Consider the following 22,599-nt stretch of genomic DNA (forward strand, 5'->3'; position numbering starts at 1 on the left):
ACAGGCGCTAACAAGGGCGCGCATGCCACAGGGCAGTCACCTCTTCAGGTGGCTGCCCTGTGGCAGTCATTTTGTGAACTGCGTCGTTTCGCACGTCATGATCAGTCATGCTTCTTATGTATGATGAACGTGTTCAGTGAACATGTTCAGGGAGGTGAAGGTGGCTGGTCGTCGGACTGTTGCACGCTTTGAGACGCGTCGCGCTGTGCTGGAAGCCGCGAGCCGGCTACTCCACAGCAGAGGGTTCCAAGCGACGACCATTCGTGACATCGCGAATGAGGCAGGTGTGAGTGTCGGAACAGTTATGTCTTTTGGAGACAAAGAGGCCCTTCTTGTGGAACTTTTCGATGGGCTCATTTCGGAACGTCAAGAGACGGTTGATGCACAGGTCTTTACTGGTGGAGCCTGCTGTGAGGCAGATGCGGTTGCTGTGGTGGAACCGTTTGCTGTGCTGTTCGAAGAACACCGTGACCTTGCGCAGACGTACGCGTCGATCTTAGTCAGCGGGCGACATTCTTCAGTAGTTTTCACTGATCTCGCGAATCGGTTGACCTCAGTGTTCGAACAGCTTTTGACTGTGTGTGGATGCTCGAGAACGGGTGAAACCCGTAGCCGAGCCAACGCGCTGTACGCAGCGTATATCGGAAGCTTATTCATCTGGTCAGCCACTCCTGAAATCTCCGCACATGGCTACTTGGTGCAGCTCCGTCACGTGTTTGCCGCGATTTGCGATCACAAGGGAGGAAACTGATGCCGTTGATTCCATCTTTCTGGCTGTTGCCAGCGTTTCTGGCTACTGTTCTCCTTGCCGATGTCGTGCTGTCAATCAGGCCGGTTCGTTTTATTCGTGACTGTCTCGAAAGTGTTCGCCTCCCCGAAGATTGGTGGTGGGTTCTGCTCGTGGTCAAGGTGCTTGCTGCGGCGGGGCTTATTGCAGGTATCTGGATACCTGGCGTAGCGTTTGCCGCGAATGTTGGGGTCGTCGCGTATTTCTTGTGTGCAGCGACGGCTCACATTCGAGCAAAAGCAACTGGCATCGCGTTCTGGCTCAACTGTTTGGGGATGCTGATACTTTCCAGCGTCGTCCTTGTGCTGAGTATCGTCTAGGTTGTTTCAGGCAGGTGCCACGTCAAAGCTTAAGCAGCACATTTGAGATAGTTGAGCCATGAAGTTCTTGAAGGCGTTTGCCGTCTGGTTGGGCATCATTCCGCTGGCCATTTTGAACGGTGGCTTTCGCGAAAACGTGCTAGTTGACGCGATCGGAGACGCAGCACGTCCGGTAAGCGGGATCATCTTATCGATTCTGATTTTAGGGATGGCCTTCATCTTTATTCCCAAGATTCGGGACTGCAAACCCGCGGACTACGTCATCATGGGAATTGGCTGGTTCGTTCTCACTAACGTTTTCGACGCTGTGCCCATGTTCCTTGAAGGAGCAACAATCGGGCAGTTCCTCGCCACCTTCGATGTGCGCAACGGCGACTTCTGGATCCTGGTTGTCCTCACGTCCCTCGTTGCCCCCATGCTCGCAGGTCAACTACGTCGTAAAGACCGCTTGTCCAAGTAGAATTCACAGACATTTTGCTTCCCGATGACGCTGCCCAGTCTCCTGACAGGAGTAGCATTCGAACCGCAGGCATTCGACTCATTAGGAGGGGCTCACAATGACGGAGTTTAAAACTGTAGCAATCTTGGGAAGCGGAGTTTTGGGATCCCAAATTGCTATGCAAGCGGCATACCACGGAAAAGACGTCACAATCTTTGACCCGTTCCAGGAATCACTCGACAAACTGCCGGCTCGCTGGGACTGGATGCGTCGCGGCTACTCGGAAGATCTCAGCGACTTCAGCGAACCAAAGTTCGAAGAAGCGCTGTCGCGAATTTCAACCACCACTGAACTTGCAGAAGCCGTGAGTGACGTTGACATCGTTATTGAAGCAGTTCCAGAAAATCTGGACCTGAAACGCGAAACATGGGAAAAAGTAGGGAACCTAGCTGACGCACGCACAGTGTTCGCCACCAACACCTCATCGCTCCTGCCTTCGCTTTTTGCTGACTCAAGCGGAGCACCTGAACGATTTGTCGCGATCCACTACGCCAACCGAATCTGGTCCCAGAACCTCGCAGAAGTCATGGGCACGCCCAAAACGGACCCTGCGACCGTTGATAAGGCTGTTGCATTTGCGGAAGAAACAGGAATGCTTCCTGTTCGCGTAGAAAAGGAAACGCCAGGGTACTTCCTAAACTCGTTGCTCATCCCATGGTTGCGTGCCGGATCAGCCCTCTACATCAACGGGGTTGGAGAACCTGAAGCAATCGACAACGCATGGAAGGCCGGAACCCACTTTGGACGTGGCCCGTTTGAGGTGTACGACGTAGTCGGCTTCAACGTTGCAGCAAACATTTCACGTAACTCTGAAGACGAAACCGAACAACGTTTTGCCACAAAGCTACAAGAGGCGATCGACGCTGGCTTCAGCGGTATTGCTGACGGCAAAGGTTTCTACTTGTACGACCAGGACGGAAACATCACCGGTCCAAACGACTTCTTTACGAAGTAGTTGCTTACCGTCTAGGCAGGCTTCTCCAACGCAACAAAGGTGGGAATAGCCTCGCCGTGAACCTCCGCAAGCCCGTGACGGGACGCTTCGTCAACCACCTGGTCGTGACTGAGCACCCGCCACGGGTACGTCGTTGTGCGAGCGTCAATTACGGCACGGTCCTGGTCCATGAGCGTCCACTCCATGGTCCACTCCACATGCGTGCCACTCAGCGGGTCCGCCTTGCCTCGCGTCTGCAGTACGTGATCACCAATGTGAACAGACCCAAAGTCGGCCCACGGAACATCCGTCACCGCTTCAGGTGGTTGTAGTGAAAGAACAAACCGCCCGCCAGGTGTCAGCCGCTGCGCAACAGTAGCCCACAACGCTTCCCGGTCATCTTCGTCCAGATGCCCAAGCGCATTCAGCATCACACCCGCAGACCACTCTGCCGGCAACAATTCGCTCGCCTGCGGGAACGCATGCGGAACAACGGTGGTGGCACCCATGAGCCTCGGGTCGCGCGCCACCGTTGTCATCAGCCCAATCCTCATTGCCTCAGACGGTTCAACCGCGTACAGGCGCTCCGCGCCCAGTTCATGCAACAGTGGCAACCCCGTGCCCACGCCACTGGCGATATCTACAACAGCACCACCGTCGATCGGTCCTAAAAGCTGCCGAACCGCACTGTCCATCCCGTCTTGCCAAGGCGCAATCAGCGCCGCGTACCATTCCGCGTTAACGCTATATGAGTCAGTCACGGGCCCATCGTATAAAAAATTATTCGGAAAGCGCATCCATAATTCGGCCAAGCAGCGGCTGCCCAACCAGATCGTCGACCAACACCACGCGACCTTTCGAATCTGCCAGCGGGAGTTTCCAATTCGGGTACTCGGTACTTGTCCCGGGCTGATTTTGCATGCGCCGTTCGCCCACACAGTCGGCAAGCCCCGCCGCAACCAGAACCGCCGGCGTCCGCGCAATATACCTGTGCAACCCCACAACTAGATCATCCGTGTCGCCGGTGCCATCAGGGCCACAACACCCAACCTCAGCGACCACCTCGACGACCGCATCAATCGCCTGCTTTTCGTCCGCAAGCTCCTCGTGCGCTGACCGGGTGAGCAACCCCAACTGCTCACGCACCTTGACATGCGAACAATCCACATACCCCCGCACCGGCGCCAGGTCGTGCGTGTTGACCGTTGCCAGGCACGCGCGTCGGTAGTGTTGTGGGGCCCGAGGTGTCCCACCGTCCCGCTCGAACCACAGTACCGACGTGCCCAGCACCCCGCGCTCCTGCAAGTAGTCCTGGATCCACGGTTCGAAGGTGCCAAGGTCTTCGCCCACCACAACGGTGTCGGACCTTTGCGCCTCCAACGCTAGAATCCCCACCAGCGCCTCGTGATCATAGGTCACATAGGCGCCGTTCAGCGCGGTGTTGCCACGTGGAATCCACCACAACCGGAACAGTCCCAGAATGTGGTCCACCCGCAGTCCACCGGCGTGACGCATGAGCGTACGCAGCATGTCCCGCCACGGTCGGTAACAGTGCTGGACCATACGTTCGGGGTGCCACGGGGATTGTGACCAGTCCTGCCCAAGCTCGTTGTACTGATCAGCCGGAGCGCCCACCGACACACCCTCAGCTAAAACGGTCCTGTGCATCCACGCATCGGCACCGTTTTGCTCGACTCCAACTGCCAGGTCATGCATGATGCCAATACGCATACCCGCAGCCGTCGCAGCGGACTGAGCGTGCATAAGTTGCTCGTCGATGATCCACTGCACCCACGCGTGGAACTCAGGATCGGCCATCACCGCGTCCCCAGGCTGGTGCCGCCCTGCCTCTTCGGCGCACCACCGGGCAAACTCAGCCAGTCCAGCGCCTTCAGCCCTGCGATACGCGTCGAACAGTGCTTTTCGGGCCGGAGTGCGCGGAACCGCAAACAACAGCTCCAGCGCTTCGAGCTTCGCGGTCAACACGCGATTCCTATCAAGCAACGTGTTCAGCCGGTTCACTGACGCAAACTGCTGGTGCAAATCGCGCACACGCTGCCGCACAGACTCAGGCACCTGCGCAAACTCCGGAATGTCCTCCACCCGCACATACAAAGCGGCGAAGAAGCGTCGCGATGACGGCAAATACGGTGACGCTTCAACCGGGGGAGCAGGTGCAGTGGCGTGCAACGGGTTGATCTGCACAAAATCAGCGTTGTACCGCGCCCCCAGGATCGCGCTCACATCACGCAGATCGGCGATGTCACCCAGACCCCAGGACCGTTCCGACCGCACTGAGTACAGTTGCGCGTGAACCCCCACGCCACGTCGTCTGCTCACCACGTCCGAGGTGGTCAACCGCGCCGGAGTCACCACCACTTGCGCGTGTGCCTCGCCTTTTTCCGTGTGCGCCACCAGAGTGTGCCACCCCAACGGAAGTCCAGCCGGAAGTAAAAAGCGGGCCTGGCCAACGACCTCGGCGCCGGTATCAAAAGGCGGCGTATTGTCCTCAACCTGCGTGAGCGTCTGACCCCCGCCGTCTTCAAAAAGCACGTCCACGTGTACCGACGTCCCATGGGGAACATGAACCGGGATGGTGTGCTCCCGGTCATCGCGTGTCACGGTCACGGGTGGCAAGGTCTGTTGCCAGTATGCGAGCGTACGTTTGGTGCGCGCCTTATCAACATCCTGGTTCGTCTCAACCGGATATCCAAACGACCCGACAACCGCGAGCAAGGTTTCGTGCGGCACGCTCTTAAAGGAGCCGTCACTGCCGTAGTACACAGTTCGTATTCCTAGTTCGGACGCAAAATCACGCAACACCGCTGGGTCTACCGCCATACATTTATCGTATCCGTATTCTTGTAGGAGACATGCCCACATTTGATGAATCTCAGCGCGCTCGCGCGTCCGTGTTGCACCCCACCGCCTTGCCGACTCGGTTTGTGTGGCTCGGTGTGCTTACCGTGGTGTTGCTTGCCGTCAGTTTTGTTGCTGTTGCGGTTGGGCCTGTGACGGTGAGCCTTCCCGAGGTGCTTGGCGCCTTGGGTCGGTTGCTGCCCGGTGGTTCGGGGCCAGAAGGTGCCGATCTGTTGGTCACCGAGGTGCGCCTGCCCCGTGTTCTCACCGCAGCGCTGGTGGGCGGTTCGCTCAGTATTGCCGGTGCGGCGATGCAGGCGGTGTTTCGTAACCCGTTGGCAGAACCGGGCATCACCGGGGTTTCCAGTGGCGCGGCTACAGTTGCCGTTCTGTGTATTGTGACGGGTGTTGCAAACTCGTGGGTTCTGCCCCTGGGTGCTTTTGTGGGTGCTTTGGTGGCGACGTTTGTGGTCCAGGCAATTGGGTTCCGCCGAGGTGGTTCACCCGCAACGCTGTTGTTGGTCGGCATGTCGATGAACGCGTTCTTGGGGGCTGTGATTTCAGCCGTGATTGCGAATGCGACGAATGCGGAAGACGCGCGTTCGGCGATGTTCTGGCTCAACGGTGATTTGACGGGCCGCACCATGAGCGATGTGGGCGTTGCTATCGTTCCGCTGTTTGTGGGTGCCGCCGGTGTTCTGTTCTTTGCGCGCGAACTCAACATGTTTGCGTTGGGGGAGACCACCGCCCAGTCTTCTGGGGTTGAAGTGCGCCGGGTGTCACAGTTGGTATTGGCAGCCGCCGCTCTCACCACCGCTGCGGGTGTTGCGATCACCGGAATTATTGCGTTCGTTGGGTTGGTGGTCCCGCACCTGGTGCGTTTGATGTTCCGTTCCGACCACACGTTCTTGCTCCCGGCCTCGTTCTTTTTAGGCGGAACGTTCCTGGTTGTTGCCGACACGTGCGCACGGATGATCTTCAACCCTGTTGTTTTGCAAACGGGAACCGTGACAGCGCTGGTGGGCGCACCCTTCTTGCTGTACCTGGTGATGCGGAGGGCGCGGTGACGACAGGCGACGGGAAGATAATGAGCGCAGGCGTCACTTTGGAGAACGTGGCGGTCGCGTATGGCAAACGCGCGGTGTTGCGTGGTGTCTCCGCAACGTTTGCGCCAGGGCACGTCCACGGCATTATCGGGCCTAATGGGGCGGGTAAATCAACGCTTCTTCACGCGATCCTTGGTGTTCGCGCGTACACGGGTTCTGTGCGCGTTGACGGTTCTGAAGTCGCTGACTTGAGCGCCCGGGAACGTGCCCAGCGTATCGCGTTCGTCGCTCAAGACACGCCACCTCCCGACGACTTCACCGGCCGTGAGCTCGTCGCGATGGGCCGGTACGTGCGTCAAGGGCGATTCTCCGTGAAATCTGCTCATGACGTTGAAGTGATTGACACAGCATTAGAGCAGGTGGGAGCGACGGACTGGGCTGACCGACCCGTACACCAGACCAGTGGAGGAGAGCGCCAGCTCACCTCACTTGCTCGCGCGATCGCGCAGGAAGCTCCCACCCTCGTTCTTGACGAACCCACCTCGGCCCTGGATCTCAGCCACGAACAGCGGGTGCTACGGTTACTGCGCCCGTGGGCGCGCGGTGACCGGACCGTGATCGCGGTCCTCCACGACATCACTCAAGCCGCACGGTACTGTGACGAACTCGTGTTGCTGGCTCCCACCTCGGCAGGTTCCAAGGTGATAGCGCAGGGCCCGCCCGAGGTCGTTCTCACCCCTGCTTTCTTAGAAAGCGCCTATGGGGTCAAGGTCGATGTACGGAGATCCGAGGTCACGGGAACGCTCACCGTCACACCTTTGGACTGACGCGACTGTGAGATTGCGCATATGCGCACATGCGAATAGGTGCATACACGTGTGCGGCGACTATCCTTGAGCTGGCCCGTTGGGGCCCAGAAGGAGAGATGATGCTGAAGAAGGTTGTCCGGTCCGCTGTACGCACGTGTGCGGTGGGAATGATTGGCGTTTTGGCGTTGACGGGATGTTCGAACGGTCAGTCTGAAGGCGCCGGTGACACTGGTAACGCAGAGGGCAACGGTGACTCAGGGGCGAGCGAGTTCGTAGTCCCAGAAAAGAAGCCCACACGTGTTGTGGCAACCAGTTCTGAAGTATCCGATATGGCTCTCTTGCTCACAGGTTCTGACAACATGGCAGCCGTGAGTGCAAGCTCGAAGAACCCGCAGATGGGCATGGTGCCGCTCGAAGCTAGGAAGGTCGAAAACACTTTGCCACCGGGAGTGAACCCGGATGCTGAACAGATTCTGGCGTTCAATCCTGATCTAGTGCTCACCACCGCGCGTCACGGGGGAGAAAAGTCCGCAGCACAGCAGTTGGAGAAGGCGAACGTACCGGTGCTGCAGCTGCACACCGAGGACTTCAGCACCCCAGAGAAGTACGCGGAAACGCTCAAACGGGTGGGCGAAGCCCTCCACGAAGAGGACAAAGCGACATCCGAATCAGATGCGCTTGTCAAAAAGATTAAAGAGATCGATGACAAGCGTGGGGACGCTCAGCACAAACCGTCCACGCTTGCTCTCATGGCCCGTGGCGACAAGATCATGGTGATGGACTCAGACCAGATGCTTCCAGGGCTTGCGATCCGTGCTGGTGCCAAGGACGCAACCGAAACTCTGGGGATTGAGAACACGTCACCGATCGACGCAGAAAAGCTGGTCAAGGCTCAGCCGGACGTCATTTTGCTCGAAGACTTCATGGGCAAGGGACGGGCTCCGTTCGACTCGCTGCTCAATAACCCGGCCGTTGCTCAGATTCCTGCGGTGAAGAACCAGCAGATCCACGTTGTTCCCATGACCGAGGCATCCGGAGTGGCTGGTGTGAACCTTCCAACCGGGTACCAAAAGGTTCTGTCGATCGTCGCAGAGTCGAAGGCGTCTTAACGCCAAAGTGTATTCACTCTAGTCGGGCCACGGGCCGGTGTCAGTCCGCGGGTCTTGTGGTGTGAGCGTTGCGATTCGCGAGTCGTAGAGCTTGCCTTTGTTGGTGTGTTCTAAGCGGATCGTGCCGTCGTAGACAAAGCCGCACTTTTGCGCCACGCGAGCGCTCGCGTAGTTGGGCACACCGTCGTGGACTTCGCAACGCCAGCCGATTGCGCCCAGCCCCAGCTCGAAGCCCCAGTCGATGATCGCGTTGAGTGCTTCGCTGGTGTAGTCCTTGCCGCGGTGTGCAGGGTTGGCCCAGTACCCAACCTCGCCGCGATCTCCGGCAACAAGCGGGTTGTTATAAGAAATCATGCCGGCAACCTGCGCCGAGGTGGTAGCGGCGTGCGCGTCTGTGGCACCTTCCGTGCGTGCCTCTTTCAGAAGCATGATCCAGGTAGGTTGGTTGGATTCCCACCACTGGGTTGTCAAAGAGATGAACGTTTCTGCATCGCTGAGCAGATACGGTGACGGGACCATGGTCCACTTTTGGATTTGTGGGTCCTGGCAAATATCGCAAATAGCCTGCGCGTCACCGGGCTGCAGTGGACGCAAGACGAGGCGTTTAGTTTCGATTTCAAGAGGTTGCATGGGTTTTATCCTACGTGCGTAGTTACACCCGTGACATACGCGCGCACTTGAGCTCCCAGCGCACGCATTCTCTGCATGACTGGTTCACGCTGGTCATCCATCCCTTTCCAGTTCGCAAGCAACGCGTATGACACTGTGGCTTGAGGGCCGGTGACGATACCCACATCTGCGCGAACGACCTCGGTGGTCCCTGTCTTATGACGCAACAACACCCCGTCTTCATCAACGTGGGCCAAAGGGTCAAGGTAGAACGCGTCGGCGAACATGGACGTGTCCGCATCGGAGGCAAGCCACGACAAAACCTGTGCGCTCACCTCGGGAGACACAACAGCGCCGCGGTGTAGCTGTTCCATGACGTGCGAAAGCTCCCGGGCAGTACCGGCTGAAGATGCCCAGGGGAGGTCAGGTGTGCGTGCTTCGTCGCGAATGAAGTCCAAGAGCGCCGTGTGCTCGTAGCCAAGTTCGCTAGAAACGGAACGTACGGTATCCAAGCCGCACATGTGAATGAGCGCGTTGGTGGCCAGGTTGTCTGAGAATGCACCCACGAGCAAAGCCGCGTCAGCAACTGCGATGTTTTGGTTAACGAACCGGTACAGGATCCCAGATTCTTCAACCAGGTGACCCTGCGGAATCTCGATGGGGGACGCAGGGTCCAAATCGCCGTCCAGGATTCGGCGTGCGACCTCTACGAGCAGGAAAATCTTGCCGATGCTGGCCGTTTCGCATAGAAGATCGGCTGCTTCTTCATGTAACACCGGACCGTCAATGTCTCTGATGTCGATACTCCAACGAACAGTGTCCACAACCAATCTCCTTTGCGTGTATGACGCGAACAAACTGAGGTGTGCGCGCTGTAGTTACCCGCGTCGCAAGTGTTCTTTCATCTGACATGATAGAAGCCACGAAAGGAGCGATTCATGTACCCCGTAATCGACGGACACAACGACCTGGCTTGGAAGAGCCGTGTAGAACGCCAATACCGCACAGAAGGACTCGACAGTGAAGTTCCGGTTCTGCACACAGATATTCCGCGTCTGCGGGCCGGTGGGGTAGCAGGGCAGTTCTGGTCGGTATGGATCGACCCTGTGTTGGAAGGTGCGCAGCAGGTTACTGCCACGCTTGAGCAGATTGACTTTGTTCACCGGCTTATCGCTTCGTACCCTGAACATTTCCAGCTGGCGCTGACTGCAGATGACGTGCGCGCATCAATGAAAGCCGGTGTGATCGCCTCACTCATTGGTGTCGAAGGTGGTGCCCAGATCGACGGGTCCCTGGCAGTGTTGCGCCAGTATGCGCGTTTAGGCGCTCGGTACATGACTCTCACGTGGTCAAAGACCATCGAATGGGCCGACTCCGCAACCGACGAGGCGCGTCATGACGGGCTCACCGACTTTGGGTGTGAAGTTGTGAAAGAGATGGAACGGATTGGGATGATCCCTGATCTGGCTCACGTCGCCCCAAGCGTGATGCGCCAAACCCTTGATTTGGTAGACACGCCTGTTCTGGTCACGCACTCGGGAGCCCGTGCGCTGTGTGAACACCCGCGCAACGTACCCGACGACGTGTTGACGCGCATTGGTGACGCCGGTGGAACTGTCATGGTTCCGTTCGTTCCCAAGTTCATTTCGCAGGACCTTTACGAATGGGAAGAAGGCGACCAGTCAACACCCGCACCTGCGGTGACACTCAAACAGGTCGCCGACCACGTGGACCACGTGCGTGAACTTGCCGGCGTCGACTCCGTGGGAATCGGAGCGGACTTCGACGGAATCGACGCGACGATTGACGGCCTCGGACACGTGGGCACATACCAAGACTTGTTTGCAGAACTCGAAACTCGCGGGTGGACAAGCCAGGAACTCGAAGGGCTCGGCTACAAGAACGTCCTACGTGTGCTGGAAGCCCACGACCCCGCCTACCGTGCATTCGTCCGTGGCGAAAGCGTGCCCACCCAACCACACCAGTTCGTCCCGCGAGTGGACACGGAAAATTAGGAACCACCTCGGCGGGGGTCCGGGACGGCACCCTAAGCCGGCGCCTACTTTTGTAGGCGCGTTGTGCCGTCCGGTCCGCCGGTGGTGTTGATCTGTTTGGCGTAACAGTGGTCGGCGTCTAACGAGTGGAACGTGCACCACTGGAGCGCGTCGTCGGGGTTGTCGTAAGACGAGTCGATGACCGTGACGTAGTAGCCCGGCTGGCGATAGGAGGCGTAGTCTTCCGACTTCAGCAACAGAACCTGTGAGGTACCGTACTCGTTGGCGAGCTCCTGATGCTCTTCATAGATCGCGTCTGCGTCCCACACCTTGCCGTCGGCTTCCATGCCTACCTTCTTTGACGCGATCTGCGGGACCCACTTGCCAATGAGGTTCTGTTTGACAACAACCTTGTCGTCTTCAACCTTCTGATCGAGGTTTTCCTCGCTTGAGGTGCCCGAGTCGTCCGAGGTGCCCGAGTCGTCCGCGCCGTCTGGCGCTGTGTCTACAGTTTCGTCGTCAGCAAGGCTCGCCTGGTCTGGGCCCGTTGCAGGTTGGTCTTCGTCGCCGGTAGCTGGCTGGTCTTCTGTCGCGGTTCCTTGCGAGGAAACGGTGCCGTCGTCATTGTGCATAAACAGGTAGGTGCCGCCCACAGCAAGTGCTGCGACTAGGATGAGCGCGCTTACGCCCATGAGGATGCGGGACGTTTTGGAGCCGTCCGCCGAGGCGGTCGCGGGCTGGGCAGTCGCTGGCTGGGGTGAGATCACCTGCGGTTGCGCTGGGGCTTGCTGTGATTGCGCTGGGGCTTGCTGTGATTGCGCTGGGGCCTGTGGCTGAACCGGGACGTGCGATTGAGCCGGTGCCTGCGAGTGAGCCTGTTGCGGTGCCGGTGCTGCGGGTGCAGGCGGAGCCTGGGGTGTTGGCTGCGCATTGTTGCTCGGTTTTGCAAACTTTGACTTGAAGTGTGCGACTTTCTGCGGATTGAAGTTGTTGCTCATTGTCACGCCCCGTTCTTCACCCAACCCACGTGTATTTCGTTATGCGTAATTCTATCGTTCTTGGGGTTCAGGCTTGCCGGTGGGGGCGTGGTGGGTAGACGAACGTTACTAACACCACAGAAATGATCATGAGTAGGAACCACGCAATGAGTTTCTGTATCGAAACAAGCTCCCAGCCGTCTTGTTGAGTTGGATAGATCCACGCACCTGCCCAGGTGGCAATGTTTTCGGCTAACCAGATGAAAAAAGCGGTGCCCACGAATGGGACGAGGAGAGGTAATCGTCTATATGGCCGGCTGCGATGATTCTTAAACAGCATGACGCACGGGGCGAAGGCGACGATCACTGCGGCTGTGAGTATCCAGCGGAAATCAAACATGTAGTGGTGGGTGAAGAAGTTGGCGTAGATTGCCAACGCGATCACCGCGGTGAGCCAGCGTGGAGGATACCGGTTAAACCGCAGGTCGAACAGCTTATACACGCGCACCATGTAAGAACCGACAGCTGCGTACATGAACCCTGAGTAGAGGGGCACGTGCCCTATACGAATCACGCCGTGGTCTCCGTAGCTCCACGAACCCACGGCGGTTTTGAACACTTCCATGCCGGTGCCAACGATGTGGAAGAGCATGATGACCCATAGCTCTTTGCCGGTCTCGAGCTTCAGACTGATCATGAGGATCTGGATGATCACTGCAGCAACTACGAGTGCGTCGTTACGGCTGACGAACGCGCTTTCTGGCCACCAGAGTCTAATCGCAATGAGGACAACGAGGAAGCTTGTGCCAAAGACGCAAGCCCACGCTTGCTTAAGAACAAATACTGAGAACTCCACGACCCATCGTGTGAGTCCTGAAGCGTGACGATATTTGTGTAGCCAAGCGTGGGCTTTGCCGTCTAAGTAGCGTTCAAGCCGAGTTGATTCGAACGTCATGTCAGCTCAATGTAGGTGTTTACCGGACACCCTTCATGAGTTTCACGACTGGTTTAGCAACTGCCAAGACCACTACACCCACAACGATTGAGCCTGCACCAAGTGCGGACCAATAAGGAACCTGGTTAGAAGCGTCGTAGTACTCGGAGAACACTCCAGACAGGGCAGTACCAACACCTGAAGCTAAGAAGAACACAGCAATCATCTGGGACGTGTAAGCCTTGGGTGCCAATCGGGTTGAGAGGCTCAATCCGATAGGCGAAATCATGAGCTCGGCAATCACGAACAACATAAAGATGAGAGTGATCCACAGAAGCGGGACGCTGTTCTTCTCTGCGTTTGCGTACACCAGGAACATGAGGAAGGCGCCACCGATGATGATGAGTGCCAGGCCAGCTTTAACCGGCGCTGAAGGTTGGCGATCACCCAGTTTGAGCCACAGTGCCGAGAACACTGGTGCCAGAGCAATCACGAAGACCGGTGGGATGAGCTGGATCCAGTTGATGGGCATTTCCCAACCGAACAGGGTGCGGTCCAGTTGGTTCTGCGAGTAGCTGGTCATGACGTTGAAGATCTGTTGGTAGAGCGACCAGAACGCAATGGATGCGATGAAATAAGGAATGAACGACACCACGCGGCTGCGCTCTGTGCCATCAACACCCTTGGAAGCGAGCATGACGGCGAAGTAGATCACCGCTGCACCCAAGGATACAAGAGCGGTCCAGGTAGCCAGGTTCTCCTTGTTCATCAGCCCGGTCGTCCACAGGGCGAAAATAGCGAGAACAGTTCCAATGATCGAAGCGGGCAGTACCCACATCTTCTTACGCGCGAGAGGCTCAGGGACGTGGCGCGCCTCGGTAGGCATTTTGTGGCGACCAGTCAGGTAGATGACAAGGCCCAACGCCATTCCAGCTGCGGCTGCACCGAATGCGACGTGGAAGCCAATCCGCTGCTGCAAGATACCTGTCAGAAGTGGGCCCAAGAAGGCACCCAGGTTCACGCCCATGTAGAAGATCGAGAAGCCTGCTTCACGTCGTGAGTCCTTTTCGTCATAAAGACTTCCCACAAGAGCCGAGGCGTTAGCTTTAAGACCACCAGATCCCAAAGCAACGAGAATAAGACCAACTGCGACACCGCCCAGCCCGGGGATGAATGCAAGTGCGAGGTGCCCGCACATGATGATGACTGCCGACCAAAAGAGAACTGGTTCCGCTCCCATCAGACGGTCAGCAACCCACGCCCCCAGCACAGTTGCTAAGAACACGGCACCACCGTAGGCACCGACGATGGCGAGGGCTGTTGGTTCTTCCAAGCCCACACCACCCATGTCGACAGCGGTGTAGAGGTACAGGGCCAGGAGCCCAGTCATTCCGTAGTAGGAAAAGCGCTCCCACATTTCGAGCCCAAATAGTTGGGCAAGTGGCAGTGGGTGGCCGAAAAACCGAGTGTCTTTCGTCTGAGAGTGCTCTCCCGTGCTGGTGGCTGGTGAAGCCATGAGAATCCTTAGGTTAAGACAATGTATGCAGAGCCAAACCTTAAGGGCACAGAATGAACGATCGCCACTTCAACGGGCGGTTTTGGTGCAATGGTGATGAATGACACACTCGGTGACGTGGGTCAATGAACGGTGTTGACGTGGCTCACACTGTCCAGATCTGTGCGCCCTGATGCGTCACGGAGTGCGACGCCTTGTGTACGGCCACCGTGAGAGCGTCTTCCTTTGACGCGCCCTGGGCGAGCATTGCGCACAGGGTTCCGGTGAAGACGTCACCTGCGCCGGTTGAGTCGAACGCTTCAACTGCTGGGGCGGGTGCAAAAATGCCGTCCCACAGTGCCCCACGCGCCCCGAAGGTCATCGCAATCGATCTGTTTTCACTACCCAACTGCTGTGACTCAAACTCGTTAGCAACCACAACGTCGCACAGCTCCACTAGTCTGCGCATGTCCTCTTCCCACGGGGACGGGTTGAACACGGTGGTAGCGCCCCCTTCCTTGGCCGTTTCCATTGCGCCAATGATTGCGGGGGTGGGTACTTCGTTCATGGTGGTCACAACATCGCCGGGTTCCACGAGCTCTCGTACTGCTTGAACTTGAGCCTCACCAATGTGCTGATTTGCGCCAGGATCTACCACGATCGAGTTTTCACCTCGCGAGTCCACCACGATGTACGCCGAGCCCGTGTAGCCCTCGACTTGTCCCAGGCGGCTGACATCAACATCACAATTGATGAGGTGCTGACGGTATTTTCGACCGTCGTTGTCGTCACCTGTGAGGCCCACCAGGTAGGTCTTTGCGCCGGCTCGTGCAGCTGCGACGGCCTGGTTTGCGCCTTTTCCGCCCGGCTGAATGACCAGCTTGTTCGTAAAGATTGTTTCGCCGACTCGCGGGTGCCGGTTCACCATGAGAACCGTGTCGACATTGACTGACCCTACGACGATGACTTTTGGCATGTCTCTTCTCCTGCGATGACGGTGTTCACAAAAAGCTGTTCCATAGCTTCGAAGTCGACCTCTGTGATGACCTGCGTGTGGATTACTTCGCCGGTCTCTTGAGTGTCGGTTTGAGATCTACGCTCGTCCATCACGGTGCGTCCGCGCGTGAGTGAACCGTTGAGTTCAATATCGACGGATAAGCGTGACGTGGTCGTTAATTCTGGTGCGGCCACACTCATGACGGCGCCTGCGTCCCCCAGACAAGATGCGGTGGGGTTCGGAATGCGGGTTTCACCTGCGTTGCGGGTTTGGGAGTATGCGAGCATCTGTCCAATGGTGCGGATCCGTGCATCCTCCGCCGAGGTGTATCTAGCTACGCGCTCGTGGCTGACCGTGACCGTGTAGAAGGGCTCCAGGGGGTACAGCGTGATGGGGATTCCGCTGTGAAGAACTTCGTGGGCGGCTTCGGGGTCGCTCCACGCGTTGAATTCGGCAGATGCAGTGACGTTCCCGTACCAGCGTGCCCCACCCATCCAGACGATCCGGTCGATGTGCTTGTGCGCCTCTGGGTAAGAGCGCAGAAGTAACGCAATGTTCGTCAGGGGTGCCAGAGCGATGAGAGTGACCGGGTGCGATGACTCAGAAAGCAAGCGGTAAAGAAACTCAGTGGCAGGTTCCTCGACGGGCTTTCGCGGGGAACGGGGCAACTGAACGCCGCCCACACCGTTCTCGCCGTGATAATGATCCGCACTCCGGTGGTCATCCACCAGGGGGCCGGTCGCGCCTGAGGCGACGGGCACCTCGGCCGCCCCACTCATGCCCAAAATGTCCAAGGTGTTGCGAACAACCTGACCCACACCCACGTTGCCAGCCACACACGTCACGCCCAAAAGGTCGATGCCGGGGCAGCGGGCAGCGAACATGAGCGCGTAGGCGTCGTCGAGTCCCGTGTCGACATCGAGGATCACAGGCGTGGAAGGTTCGGATAAAAGCACATGTATATGTGTACGTCCTAGTGACGCGAAACACAAAACTGTCGGTCCTGGTGGTGGCAAGACGTGGAAGTACGATGTGTGTATGCGAGGGAGTATAGGGCCCACCGGGCTGGGGAAGAATGAAAAAGTCGCAATTATGGCGGTCGTGAATCGAACTCCCGATTCCTTCTACGACAAGGGTGCGACTTTTGGTTTGGACGCCTCGGTGCGGGCGGCGATAGGCGCGTTGGACGCGGGTGCTCACTGGATTGACATTGGGGGAGTGCCGTTTGGTCGCGGGCCGCACGTGAGCGCAGAGGAGGAGTGCGAGCGGGTGGTGCCGTTTGTGCGTGCGCTGTTGCGGGAGCGGCCGGAGGCGGTGATTTCCGTGGATACGTACCGGGCGCAGGTAGCAAGTGAAGCGCTTGAGGCAGGGGCGCAGGTCATCAATGACACGTCAGGTTTTGTAGACGCCGACATGATCGACGTCATTGCGCAGGCTGGTGCGTATGCGATTGTGTGTCACTCGGCTGGGAAGCCACGTGAAGAGAAGCCAGCGGCGTACTACGAGGATGTGGTGGCCGAGGTGGTGGCGTTTGTGCGGGAGCGCGTTGAGCGTTTGCGGAAGGCCGGGGTGGCGAGTGACCGGATCATTGTGGATCCCGGGCACGACCTGGATAAGAACACGCTGCACTCGTTGGAGTTGACTCGCCGGTTGGGTGAGATTGTGGACCTGGGGTTCCCGGTGATGGTGGCGGTGTCGAATAAGGACTTCATTGGCGAGTGTACGAATCGGGAGCAGGGGCAGAGGCTGGCCGGTTCGCTTGCTGCGATGACGGCGTGTGTGATGTCCGGTGCGCGGATTGTGCGCATGCATGACATTGATGCGACGGTGGATGCGGTGCATATGACCGAGGCGATCTTGGGCTTGCGTGAACCGTTTGAACTGATCCACAACACGCATCCCACGCATAACGTTTAGGGGCTAGGGGATTGCTTGGTTAGGGGAGTGGCGTGGAAATTCGCGAATTGGACCAGCTGACCGACGACGAGCTGCTGGAGATATATGGGTTTCCGTCTGGGCCGTGGGTGCGGATGAATTTCATTAGCTCCATTGATGGCGCGGCCACGGTTGATGGGCTTTCCGGCGGATTGGGTGATGAGCACGATCAGCGGCTGTTGCGGCTACAACGTTTGCCTGCGCATTGTGTCATGGTGGGGTCCGGCACGTTGAAAGCTGAAGGGTACGGGGCTATGCGGATGTCGGCGGCGGACCAGGAGTGGCGGGTGCGTCATGGGCTTGCGGCCCACCCCACGTTGGTTGTCGTGTCTAACAGGCTCAGTGTGGATCCTGAGGATGCGATGTTTGTTGAAGCGCCTGTGCGGCCCGTGGTGGTGACGAGTGAGGCTGCCCCGGCTGGGAAGCGGGAGCGGTTGGCAGATGTCGCCGAGGTCGTTGTGGCTGGTGAGCGTTCCGTGTCTCCGGTCAGGGTGGTTGAGGAGTTGAAGGCCCGGGGGTTGACTCACGTTCACGGTGAAGGTGGTCCGCGGGTGTTTGGCGAGTTCGTTGGCGCTGGTGTGGTGAACGATCTGTGTGTGACGGTGGCGCCGTGGATTGTTGCCGGTGAGGCGCCCCGCACTGCGCACTCCGAGGCTGAACATCCGACCAGGATGACCCTCACCTCGGTGCTTCGCCAGGGGAGTGAAATTTTCCTGAGGTACCGCCTGTACAAAAGGTAAGTCGCAGGAACTAGGAGATCAACGTATAGACGACGAGAATCGCGAGCATAACCGCTGACAACTGATTAATCAGCTTTATCCGTCGTGGGCTTAAGTAGGTGTGAGCGGCGCCGCCAAGCCAAGCCCAGAGGAGATGAGACACGACTGCGCAAACCCAGAACAACGCGATCGGTGTGATTGCTCGGTTTTCATGCGGAACCAAGACTGTAAAGGCAATAAATGGAAACAGCCAGGCCTTCAACGAAGTGACATGGACAAGAAACCCGGCACCGAGGCCCGTCACAATACTTGTTGAGGGTGTCGTTTCTACTCCAGCTTCCCGCCACAGTCGGTACGCAAGGTACAGAAGATACAGCGAACCGACTATCTTTAGAGCCAGATAAAACGGGCCGGCTAGTTCAACTCCCCAGCGCACAAGAACTTCGCTGGTGGCAAGTACTACAAGAAATCCGCTCACGACCCCGATCACAAACGGGAGAACGGATCTAAACCCCTTCTGCGACGCTCGGCCGAAAATGGCTACATTGGCAGGACCTGGAGTCACACTCGATATGAAGGCATAAGCCGTAAAAAGTGCCAGTTCTATCTCAACTCACCTCGTCCTACAACCGCTTCAGCGTGCTGGTTTCAGTCGATCGCACTCGATCCCTTAACGGTCTCGGTTGGGTTTTGCGCATCCAGCCCAAGGACTTGCTCTTGGTTGCTTCCCATCGTGGTGATGACAGTGCGTGCCACTTTTTACACACTATAGAGACTATAGTGACACATGTCACATTTGGATAGTTTGTTATGACTTAGAAAAGTGGCCGTACGTTGCTCGTAGCTTTTCGTGCGCTACTCCCTGCGAATTGGTGCGCCATCGGATAGTGATCTCAGCTAGCGCGAGAGTCCTGAGGTGAATGGCAAAAGTGGCACACCGTGCCACTTTTGCTGTGTGCCACCTTTGCATTGCATATTCGAGTGGACACGTGGCCGAGCATCTGATAAGCAGACGTTTCCCCAGGTCAGGGCACTAAAAAGCGGGACACGCACTGCGTGTCCCGCTTTATTTATGCTCCCCCGGCTGGGCTCGAACCAGCGACCCTTCGATTAACAGTCGAATGCTCTGCCAACTGAGCTACGGAGGACTATCGTGCTGAGCACGAGAATTAACAGTAACAGCTTTTTAAACGAACTCAAAATTAGTGCGCCAAGCGGTTCGTATAAACGCGCTATCAAACGTAAACTGAACGGTTGTAAAGTCTCTCCAACCCCTGAAGGTCTACGTGTCAGTACGCGAAGCGTCGACGCCTGTCGAAGAAAATCTGTCCTACCCGGCGAGCATTCCGGCGGTCCTTGTCGAACGTCTACGGGACTACCCGAACGACGTCTACTGTGAGCGCCGCGGTGCATCGGGCATGTTTGAGCAGATCACCGTGCGTGACTACGCCCGTGACGTATTCACCACGGCGCGGGGATTGATCGCCCACGGGCTGAAGCCTGGCGACCGTGTAGGTCTTATGGGCAACACCAGTTATGACTGGGTCGTGTGCGACTTGGCGATCATGTGCGCCGGCGGGGTTGTGGTGCCCATCTATCAGACGAGCTCCACCAGGCAAGTGGAATGGATCGCAGAAAACTCGGATCTGACCGCGCTGATCGTGGAGTCGGAAGAGTATGCGAATGTCACCGCCCCTGTCGTAGAGAAACTGTCGTTGGACCTCCACGTGATCGACAGGGGAGACGTGAAACGTCTCCAGGGTGCTGCAAATGAGACCCCGCAGGACGAGGTCGATACCCGCATCCACGCACTCCAGCCCGATGACATCGCGACCATCGTGTACACCTCGGGAACCACGGGAAACCCCAAAGGCGCGCTACTGAGCCACGCAAACTTCATGCACCACGCCGTCAACGGTGTGGAAAACCCGGCACTGGGCGGGACAGTTCTGGCCGGTCAGGATAGCCGCATCCTCATGTTCTTGCCGCTGTCGCACGTGTTTGGTCGGTTCATCGAGTTCGTGTGCCTGTACAGCCGGTGCGTTGTGGGGTACACGCCGTCGATGAAGACTGTCGTGGACGACCTCGGCGATTTCAAACCAACATGGCTCCTGGCCGTCCCCCGCGTTTTTGAGACCGTGTTTAACAAGGCGCGCAACGCAGGCAAGCTGCAGAAGATGATTTTCGATTGGGCGTCTCGTGTCGCGCATGCGTACTCGGTGGCCCAAGACCGAGGTGGCCCCGGGCTGGGTCTGAAAGCCCAGCATGCAGTGGCGGACGCGGTGGTGTTTTCGAAACTGCGCAAGGCCCTGGGTGGCGATGTTGAGTACGCGATTTGCGGTGGCGCGCCGCTGGGGCAGTGGTTGGGGCACTTCTATCGTGGGCTCGGCATTCACATTTTGGAAGGGTACGGGGCGACCGAGACCGCAGCTCCCACGTCTGTGAACCTTCCCGGGCACTTGAAGGTTGGCACGGTGGGGACAGCGTTTCCTGGTGCTTCTTTGCGAGTAGTGGAATCGGGTGAGATCCAGATCAAGGGGCCCCACGTTTTCCGTGGCTACCTGGATAACCCGGAGGCGACCGAGGAGGCCTTTGACGACGGCTGGTACAAGACGGGCGACCTCGGGAAGCTCGATGACGAAGGTTACCTCACGGTGACGGGGCGGGTGAAGGAACTGCTCGTGACCGCAGGCGGTGAGAACGTGCAGCCAGCTGTTCTCGAGGACTCACTCCGCAGGCACACGCTCATTTCTGAAGTGGTAGTTGTGGGGGACCGGGAGCGGTTCGTGGGAGCCATGATCACGCTCGACGGTGAAATGCTTCCCGGGTGGTTGAAAACCCACGGATTGCCTGCGATGAGCATTGAAGAGGCCGGTCGCCACCCCAAGGTGCGCGAAGCGCTCGACGTTGCTGTGAAGTACGCGAACGAGAACGTTAACCGTGCGCAGTCGATTAGGAAGTACGTGGTGTTGCCGCGGGATCTCGAGCAGACAAAGGACGAGCTTTCGGCGTCGTTGAAGGTGCGTCGTCCCGTTGTGATGAAGAACTTTGCCCGGGAGTACGCTGCCCTGTACGACAAGTAGTTTGTGGGTGTGCGGAGTGGGTGAGTCGACGGCGAGTGTGTCTGATCGCCGTTCGAGCTGAGTTGCCTGGGTGTGCCGTACTGTGTAGGGCCGTACTGAGTGAGGGCGTCTTCCGTTAAGGAGGCGCCCTTTGGCGTTGCGGTAGAAAGTCTCAGCCGAGGTGCGACCAGCTAGCGTGCCGAGGTGGTCCTGGCCTGACAAGGTGGCTAGCTTTCTCTGGTTGGGGTAGTAGCGGGCCTGTTGCTCTGGGGTTGTGGCGGGGTCTACTGGTGACTTGGCTCTTTATGTTTCAGTCCATACGGCGCGAAGCGAGCGATACGGCGCATTATATTGCGCAGTTTCGCTCGCTTTGCGCCGTAATGCCCGGTTTGTGCGGTGTATTCGTGGAGCATGTATAACTGCCTGTTGCCCTACGGGGCGCTGGGCGTAAGGCTCCTGTTGTACACACTTTTTGAGCATTAAACTCGGCTCGCGACTGTGCACATCCTTTGGCTTACATGAGGGTGTTGCTGGTGAAGCGCGATCGGCTGTAAGAGTCGAGTGTCCTACGCGCGCTGGCAAATGTCTTGTAGCGCTGGTCTATCGTCACTATCACTTTCGCTGGCGAGCGTCGTCTGCGGTGTCCACAGCTGAATGCGGTTCACTGATCGCTTTTCGCGCCCGTAGCTCAGCGTTCGTCGTCTCCTCAATTGAGCGCTTGTCGTTTTCTCAGCTGAGCGTTCGTCGTGCCGATGTCTGAGCGCTTTTGGCTTCTCCAGCTGAAGCCTTTTGGTATCACTCACTGAACGCTCGTTCGAAAATAAATCGAAACAAAACGAACAAAACCCTTGACTCTTACATTCGAACACAAATAGAATAGAAACACACAAGGAGGTGAAACCATATGACCACAACAGATCACCATGTACGCAATGACATGTATGACGGGCCGGCTGTTGAACTCTTCGAAACAGTCAAAACGACCACGCGCCTCATGGACGAAGCCCGGGTGAAACAAGCCGAAGCAGTCGCTTCTTTGATCAGCGCCCACGTAACGCCTGTGGATGATTTCACCGATGGCATGCACGCGGTGTTCACCTCCAACCCTGGTGTAGGACCGCTGGTCACTAACGGGAAAGCAGGACAAAGCTCTGGTGTTCAGACTTCTGTTGGCGTGGATGATGTGGTGGCGTGTGTGGCCCTGCCTTCTGGTGAAGTGTGCACGGTTGCCAGTGTCGAACGCGTACCAGACGAGTTACCCACCCCAACAGAAGGGGTGCTAGCGAAGGTTTTGGACTGTACGCGTGCCCAGGTGGTGACCCAGGTGCGGAAAATCATGACAGCTGTGGTGCTCATGCCCAAACTCTGGTCACTAGCCAGGCAGGGTGTGATCGGGGGGTGTCAAATGGTTTGTGTACAGGGTTAGTGATGAAAGGACATCATAGTGACTGTGACTGATACACGTGGGAATTCTGAGTCTGCTGCTGAGCTTGTTGAGCAGTTGAAGGCTTCTG

Annotated in this window: 22 protein-coding genes and 1 tRNA gene; 12 read left to right on the top strand and 11 right to left on the bottom strand. The window is 57.6% G+C overall.

Features of this window, described 5'->3' with window-relative positions; genetic code table 11:
* The first annotated feature begins 142 nt into the window (after positions 1–142).
* The 4 genes from MHX53_RS11135 to MHX53_RS11150 all read left to right on the top strand — a co-directional run bounded on the left by MHX53_RS11135 (position 143) and on the right by MHX53_RS11150 (position 2,561).
* Positions 143–751, top strand: a complete 609-nt coding sequence (locus MHX53_RS11135; RefSeq protein ID WP_275433792.1) for a TetR/AcrR family transcriptional regulator — start codon at positions 143–145, stop codon at positions 749–751.
* On the top strand, positions 751–1,107 hold the full coding sequence (locus tag MHX53_RS11140) for a DoxX family protein (protein WP_239272749.1): 357 nt from the start codon (positions 751–753) through the stop codon (positions 1,105–1,107). Before MHX53_RS11135 ends, MHX53_RS11140 begins: the two co-directional genes overlap by 1 nt.
* A gap of 58 nt (positions 1,108–1,165) precedes the next feature.
* Entirely contained in the window at positions 1,166–1,567 is a 402-nt protein-coding gene (locus MHX53_RS11145; RefSeq protein WP_239272750.1) for a hypothetical protein, read from the top strand.
* A gap of 97 nt (positions 1,568–1,664) precedes the next feature.
* Positions 1,665–2,561, top strand: a complete 897-nt coding sequence (locus MHX53_RS11150; protein WP_239272751.1) for a 3-hydroxyacyl-CoA dehydrogenase — start codon at positions 1,665–1,667, stop codon at positions 2,559–2,561.
* An 11-nt stretch (positions 2,562–2,572) separates the two neighbouring features.
* On the opposite strand, the gene MHX53_RS11155 is transcribed toward MHX53_RS11150, so the two are convergent.
* Together MHX53_RS11155 and malQ are read right to left on the bottom strand one after the other, a co-directional pair.
* Complete coding sequence (locus tag MHX53_RS11155; protein WP_239272752.1) at positions 2,573–3,301, bottom strand: class I SAM-dependent methyltransferase; 729 nt, start codon at positions 3,299–3,301, stop codon at positions 2,573–2,575.
* 19 nt (positions 3,302–3,320) lie between these two features.
* Positions 3,321–5,381, bottom strand: a complete 2,061-nt coding sequence (gene malQ, locus MHX53_RS11160; RefSeq protein WP_239272753.1) for a 4-alpha-glucanotransferase — start codon at positions 5,379–5,381, stop codon at positions 3,321–3,323.
* A 32-nt stretch (positions 5,382–5,413) separates the two neighbouring features.
* On the opposite strand from malQ, the gene MHX53_RS11165 reads away from it, so the two are divergent.
* The 3 genes from MHX53_RS11165 (at position 5,414) to MHX53_RS11175 (ending at position 8,363) form a co-directional block, all read left to right on the top strand.
* A complete protein-coding gene (locus tag MHX53_RS11165; protein WP_239272754.1) occupies positions 5,414–6,466 on the top strand; it encodes an iron ABC transporter permease in 1,053 nt (350 codons plus the stop codon).
* Between the two features lie 20 nt (positions 6,467–6,486).
* Positions 6,487–7,272 (top strand): ABC transporter ATP-binding protein, encoded by a 786-nt coding sequence (locus MHX53_RS11170; protein ID WP_239272755.1) that lies wholly within the window; start codon positions 6,487–6,489, stop codon positions 7,270–7,272.
* A gap of 101 nt (positions 7,273–7,373) precedes the next feature.
* Complete coding sequence (locus MHX53_RS11175) at positions 7,374–8,363, top strand: ABC transporter substrate-binding protein (protein WP_239272756.1); 990 nt, start codon at positions 7,374–7,376, stop codon at positions 8,361–8,363.
* A gap of 18 nt (positions 8,364–8,381) precedes the next feature.
* Here the strand turns inward: MHX53_RS11175 and MHX53_RS11180 are convergent, their stop codons facing one another.
* Positions 8,382–8,993, bottom strand: coding sequence for a GNAT family protein (locus MHX53_RS11180; protein WP_239272757.1), 612 nt, complete (start codon positions 8,991–8,993; stop codon positions 8,382–8,384).
* Positions 8,994–8,998: 5 nt separating this feature from the next.
* Positions 8,999–9,796 (bottom strand): serine hydrolase, encoded by a 798-nt coding sequence (locus tag MHX53_RS11185; RefSeq protein WP_239272758.1) that lies wholly within the window; start codon positions 9,794–9,796, stop codon positions 8,999–9,001.
* Between the two features lie 114 nt (positions 9,797–9,910).
* On the opposite strand from MHX53_RS11185, the gene MHX53_RS11190 reads away from it, so the two are divergent.
* A complete protein-coding gene (locus tag MHX53_RS11190) occupies positions 9,911–10,987 on the top strand; it encodes a dipeptidase (RefSeq protein WP_239272759.1) in 1,077 nt (358 codons plus the stop codon).
* 44 nt (positions 10,988–11,031) lie between these two features.
* On the opposite strand, the gene MHX53_RS11195 is transcribed toward MHX53_RS11190, so the two are convergent.
* The 5 genes from MHX53_RS11195 to MHX53_RS11215 form a co-directional block, all read right to left on the bottom strand.
* On the bottom strand, positions 11,032–11,964 hold the full coding sequence (locus tag MHX53_RS11195) for a hypothetical protein (RefSeq protein WP_239272760.1): 933 nt from the start codon (positions 11,962–11,964) through the stop codon (positions 11,032–11,034).
* A 67-nt stretch (positions 11,965–12,031) separates the two neighbouring features.
* Complete coding sequence (locus MHX53_RS11200; RefSeq protein WP_239272761.1) at positions 12,032–12,898, bottom strand: DUF817 domain-containing protein; 867 nt, start codon at positions 12,896–12,898, stop codon at positions 12,032–12,034.
* Positions 12,899–12,917: 19 nt separating this feature from the next.
* Positions 12,918–14,393, bottom strand: coding sequence for an oligopeptide:H+ symporter (locus MHX53_RS11205; RefSeq protein ID WP_239272762.1), 1,476 nt, complete (start codon positions 14,391–14,393; stop codon positions 12,918–12,920).
* 145 nt (positions 14,394–14,538) lie between these two features.
* On the bottom strand, positions 14,539–15,348 hold the full coding sequence (locus MHX53_RS11210) for a ribokinase (RefSeq protein WP_102237878.1): 810 nt from the start codon (positions 15,346–15,348) through the stop codon (positions 14,539–14,541).
* A complete protein-coding gene (locus tag MHX53_RS11215; RefSeq protein WP_239272763.1) occupies positions 15,327–16,325 on the bottom strand; it encodes a nucleoside hydrolase in 999 nt (332 codons plus the stop codon). The genes MHX53_RS11210 and MHX53_RS11215 overlap by 22 nt, the downstream gene beginning before the upstream one ends.
* Positions 16,326–16,407: 82 nt before the next feature.
* Between MHX53_RS11215 and folP the strand changes: the two genes are divergently transcribed.
* The gene (folP, locus tag MHX53_RS11220) at positions 16,408–17,286 is read left to right on the top strand and encodes a dihydropteroate synthase (RefSeq protein ID WP_204514389.1); all 879 of its coding nucleotides are present in this window, start codon (positions 16,408–16,410) and stop codon (positions 17,284–17,286) included.
* Positions 17,287–17,318: 32 nt separating this feature from the next.
* On the top strand, positions 17,319–18,044 hold the full coding sequence (locus MHX53_RS11225; protein WP_239272764.1) for a pyrimidine reductase family protein: 726 nt from the start codon (positions 17,319–17,321) through the stop codon (positions 18,042–18,044).
* Between the two features lie 10 nt (positions 18,045–18,054).
* Here MHX53_RS11225 and MHX53_RS11230 read toward each other — a convergent pair whose 3' ends face one another.
* Positions 18,055–18,588 (bottom strand): LysE family transporter, encoded by a 534-nt coding sequence (locus MHX53_RS11230; RefSeq protein ID WP_239272765.1) that lies wholly within the window; start codon positions 18,586–18,588, stop codon positions 18,055–18,057.
* Positions 18,589–19,098: 510 nt separating this feature from the next.
* Positions 19,099–19,171: transfer RNA gene (locus MHX53_RS11235), tRNA-Asn, on the bottom strand.
* Positions 19,172–19,309: 138 nt separating this feature from the next.
* On the opposite strand from MHX53_RS11235, the gene MHX53_RS11240 reads away from it, so the two are divergent.
* Positions 19,310–21,106 (top strand): long-chain fatty acid--CoA ligase, encoded by a 1,797-nt coding sequence (locus MHX53_RS11240; RefSeq protein WP_005884633.1) that lies wholly within the window; start codon positions 19,310–19,312, stop codon positions 21,104–21,106.
* An 883-nt stretch (positions 21,107–21,989) separates the two neighbouring features.
* A complete protein-coding gene (locus MHX53_RS11245; RefSeq protein ID WP_239272766.1) occupies positions 21,990–22,511 on the top strand; it encodes a hypothetical protein in 522 nt (173 codons plus the stop codon).
* Positions 22,512–22,599 lie beyond the last annotated feature (88 nt).

The sequence above is a fragment of the Brevibacterium sp. ACRRH genome (assembly GCF_022346365.1).
In the GTDB taxonomy this organism is placed as follows: Bacteria; Actinomycetota; Actinomycetes; order Actinomycetales; family Brevibacteriaceae; genus Brevibacterium; species Brevibacterium paucivorans.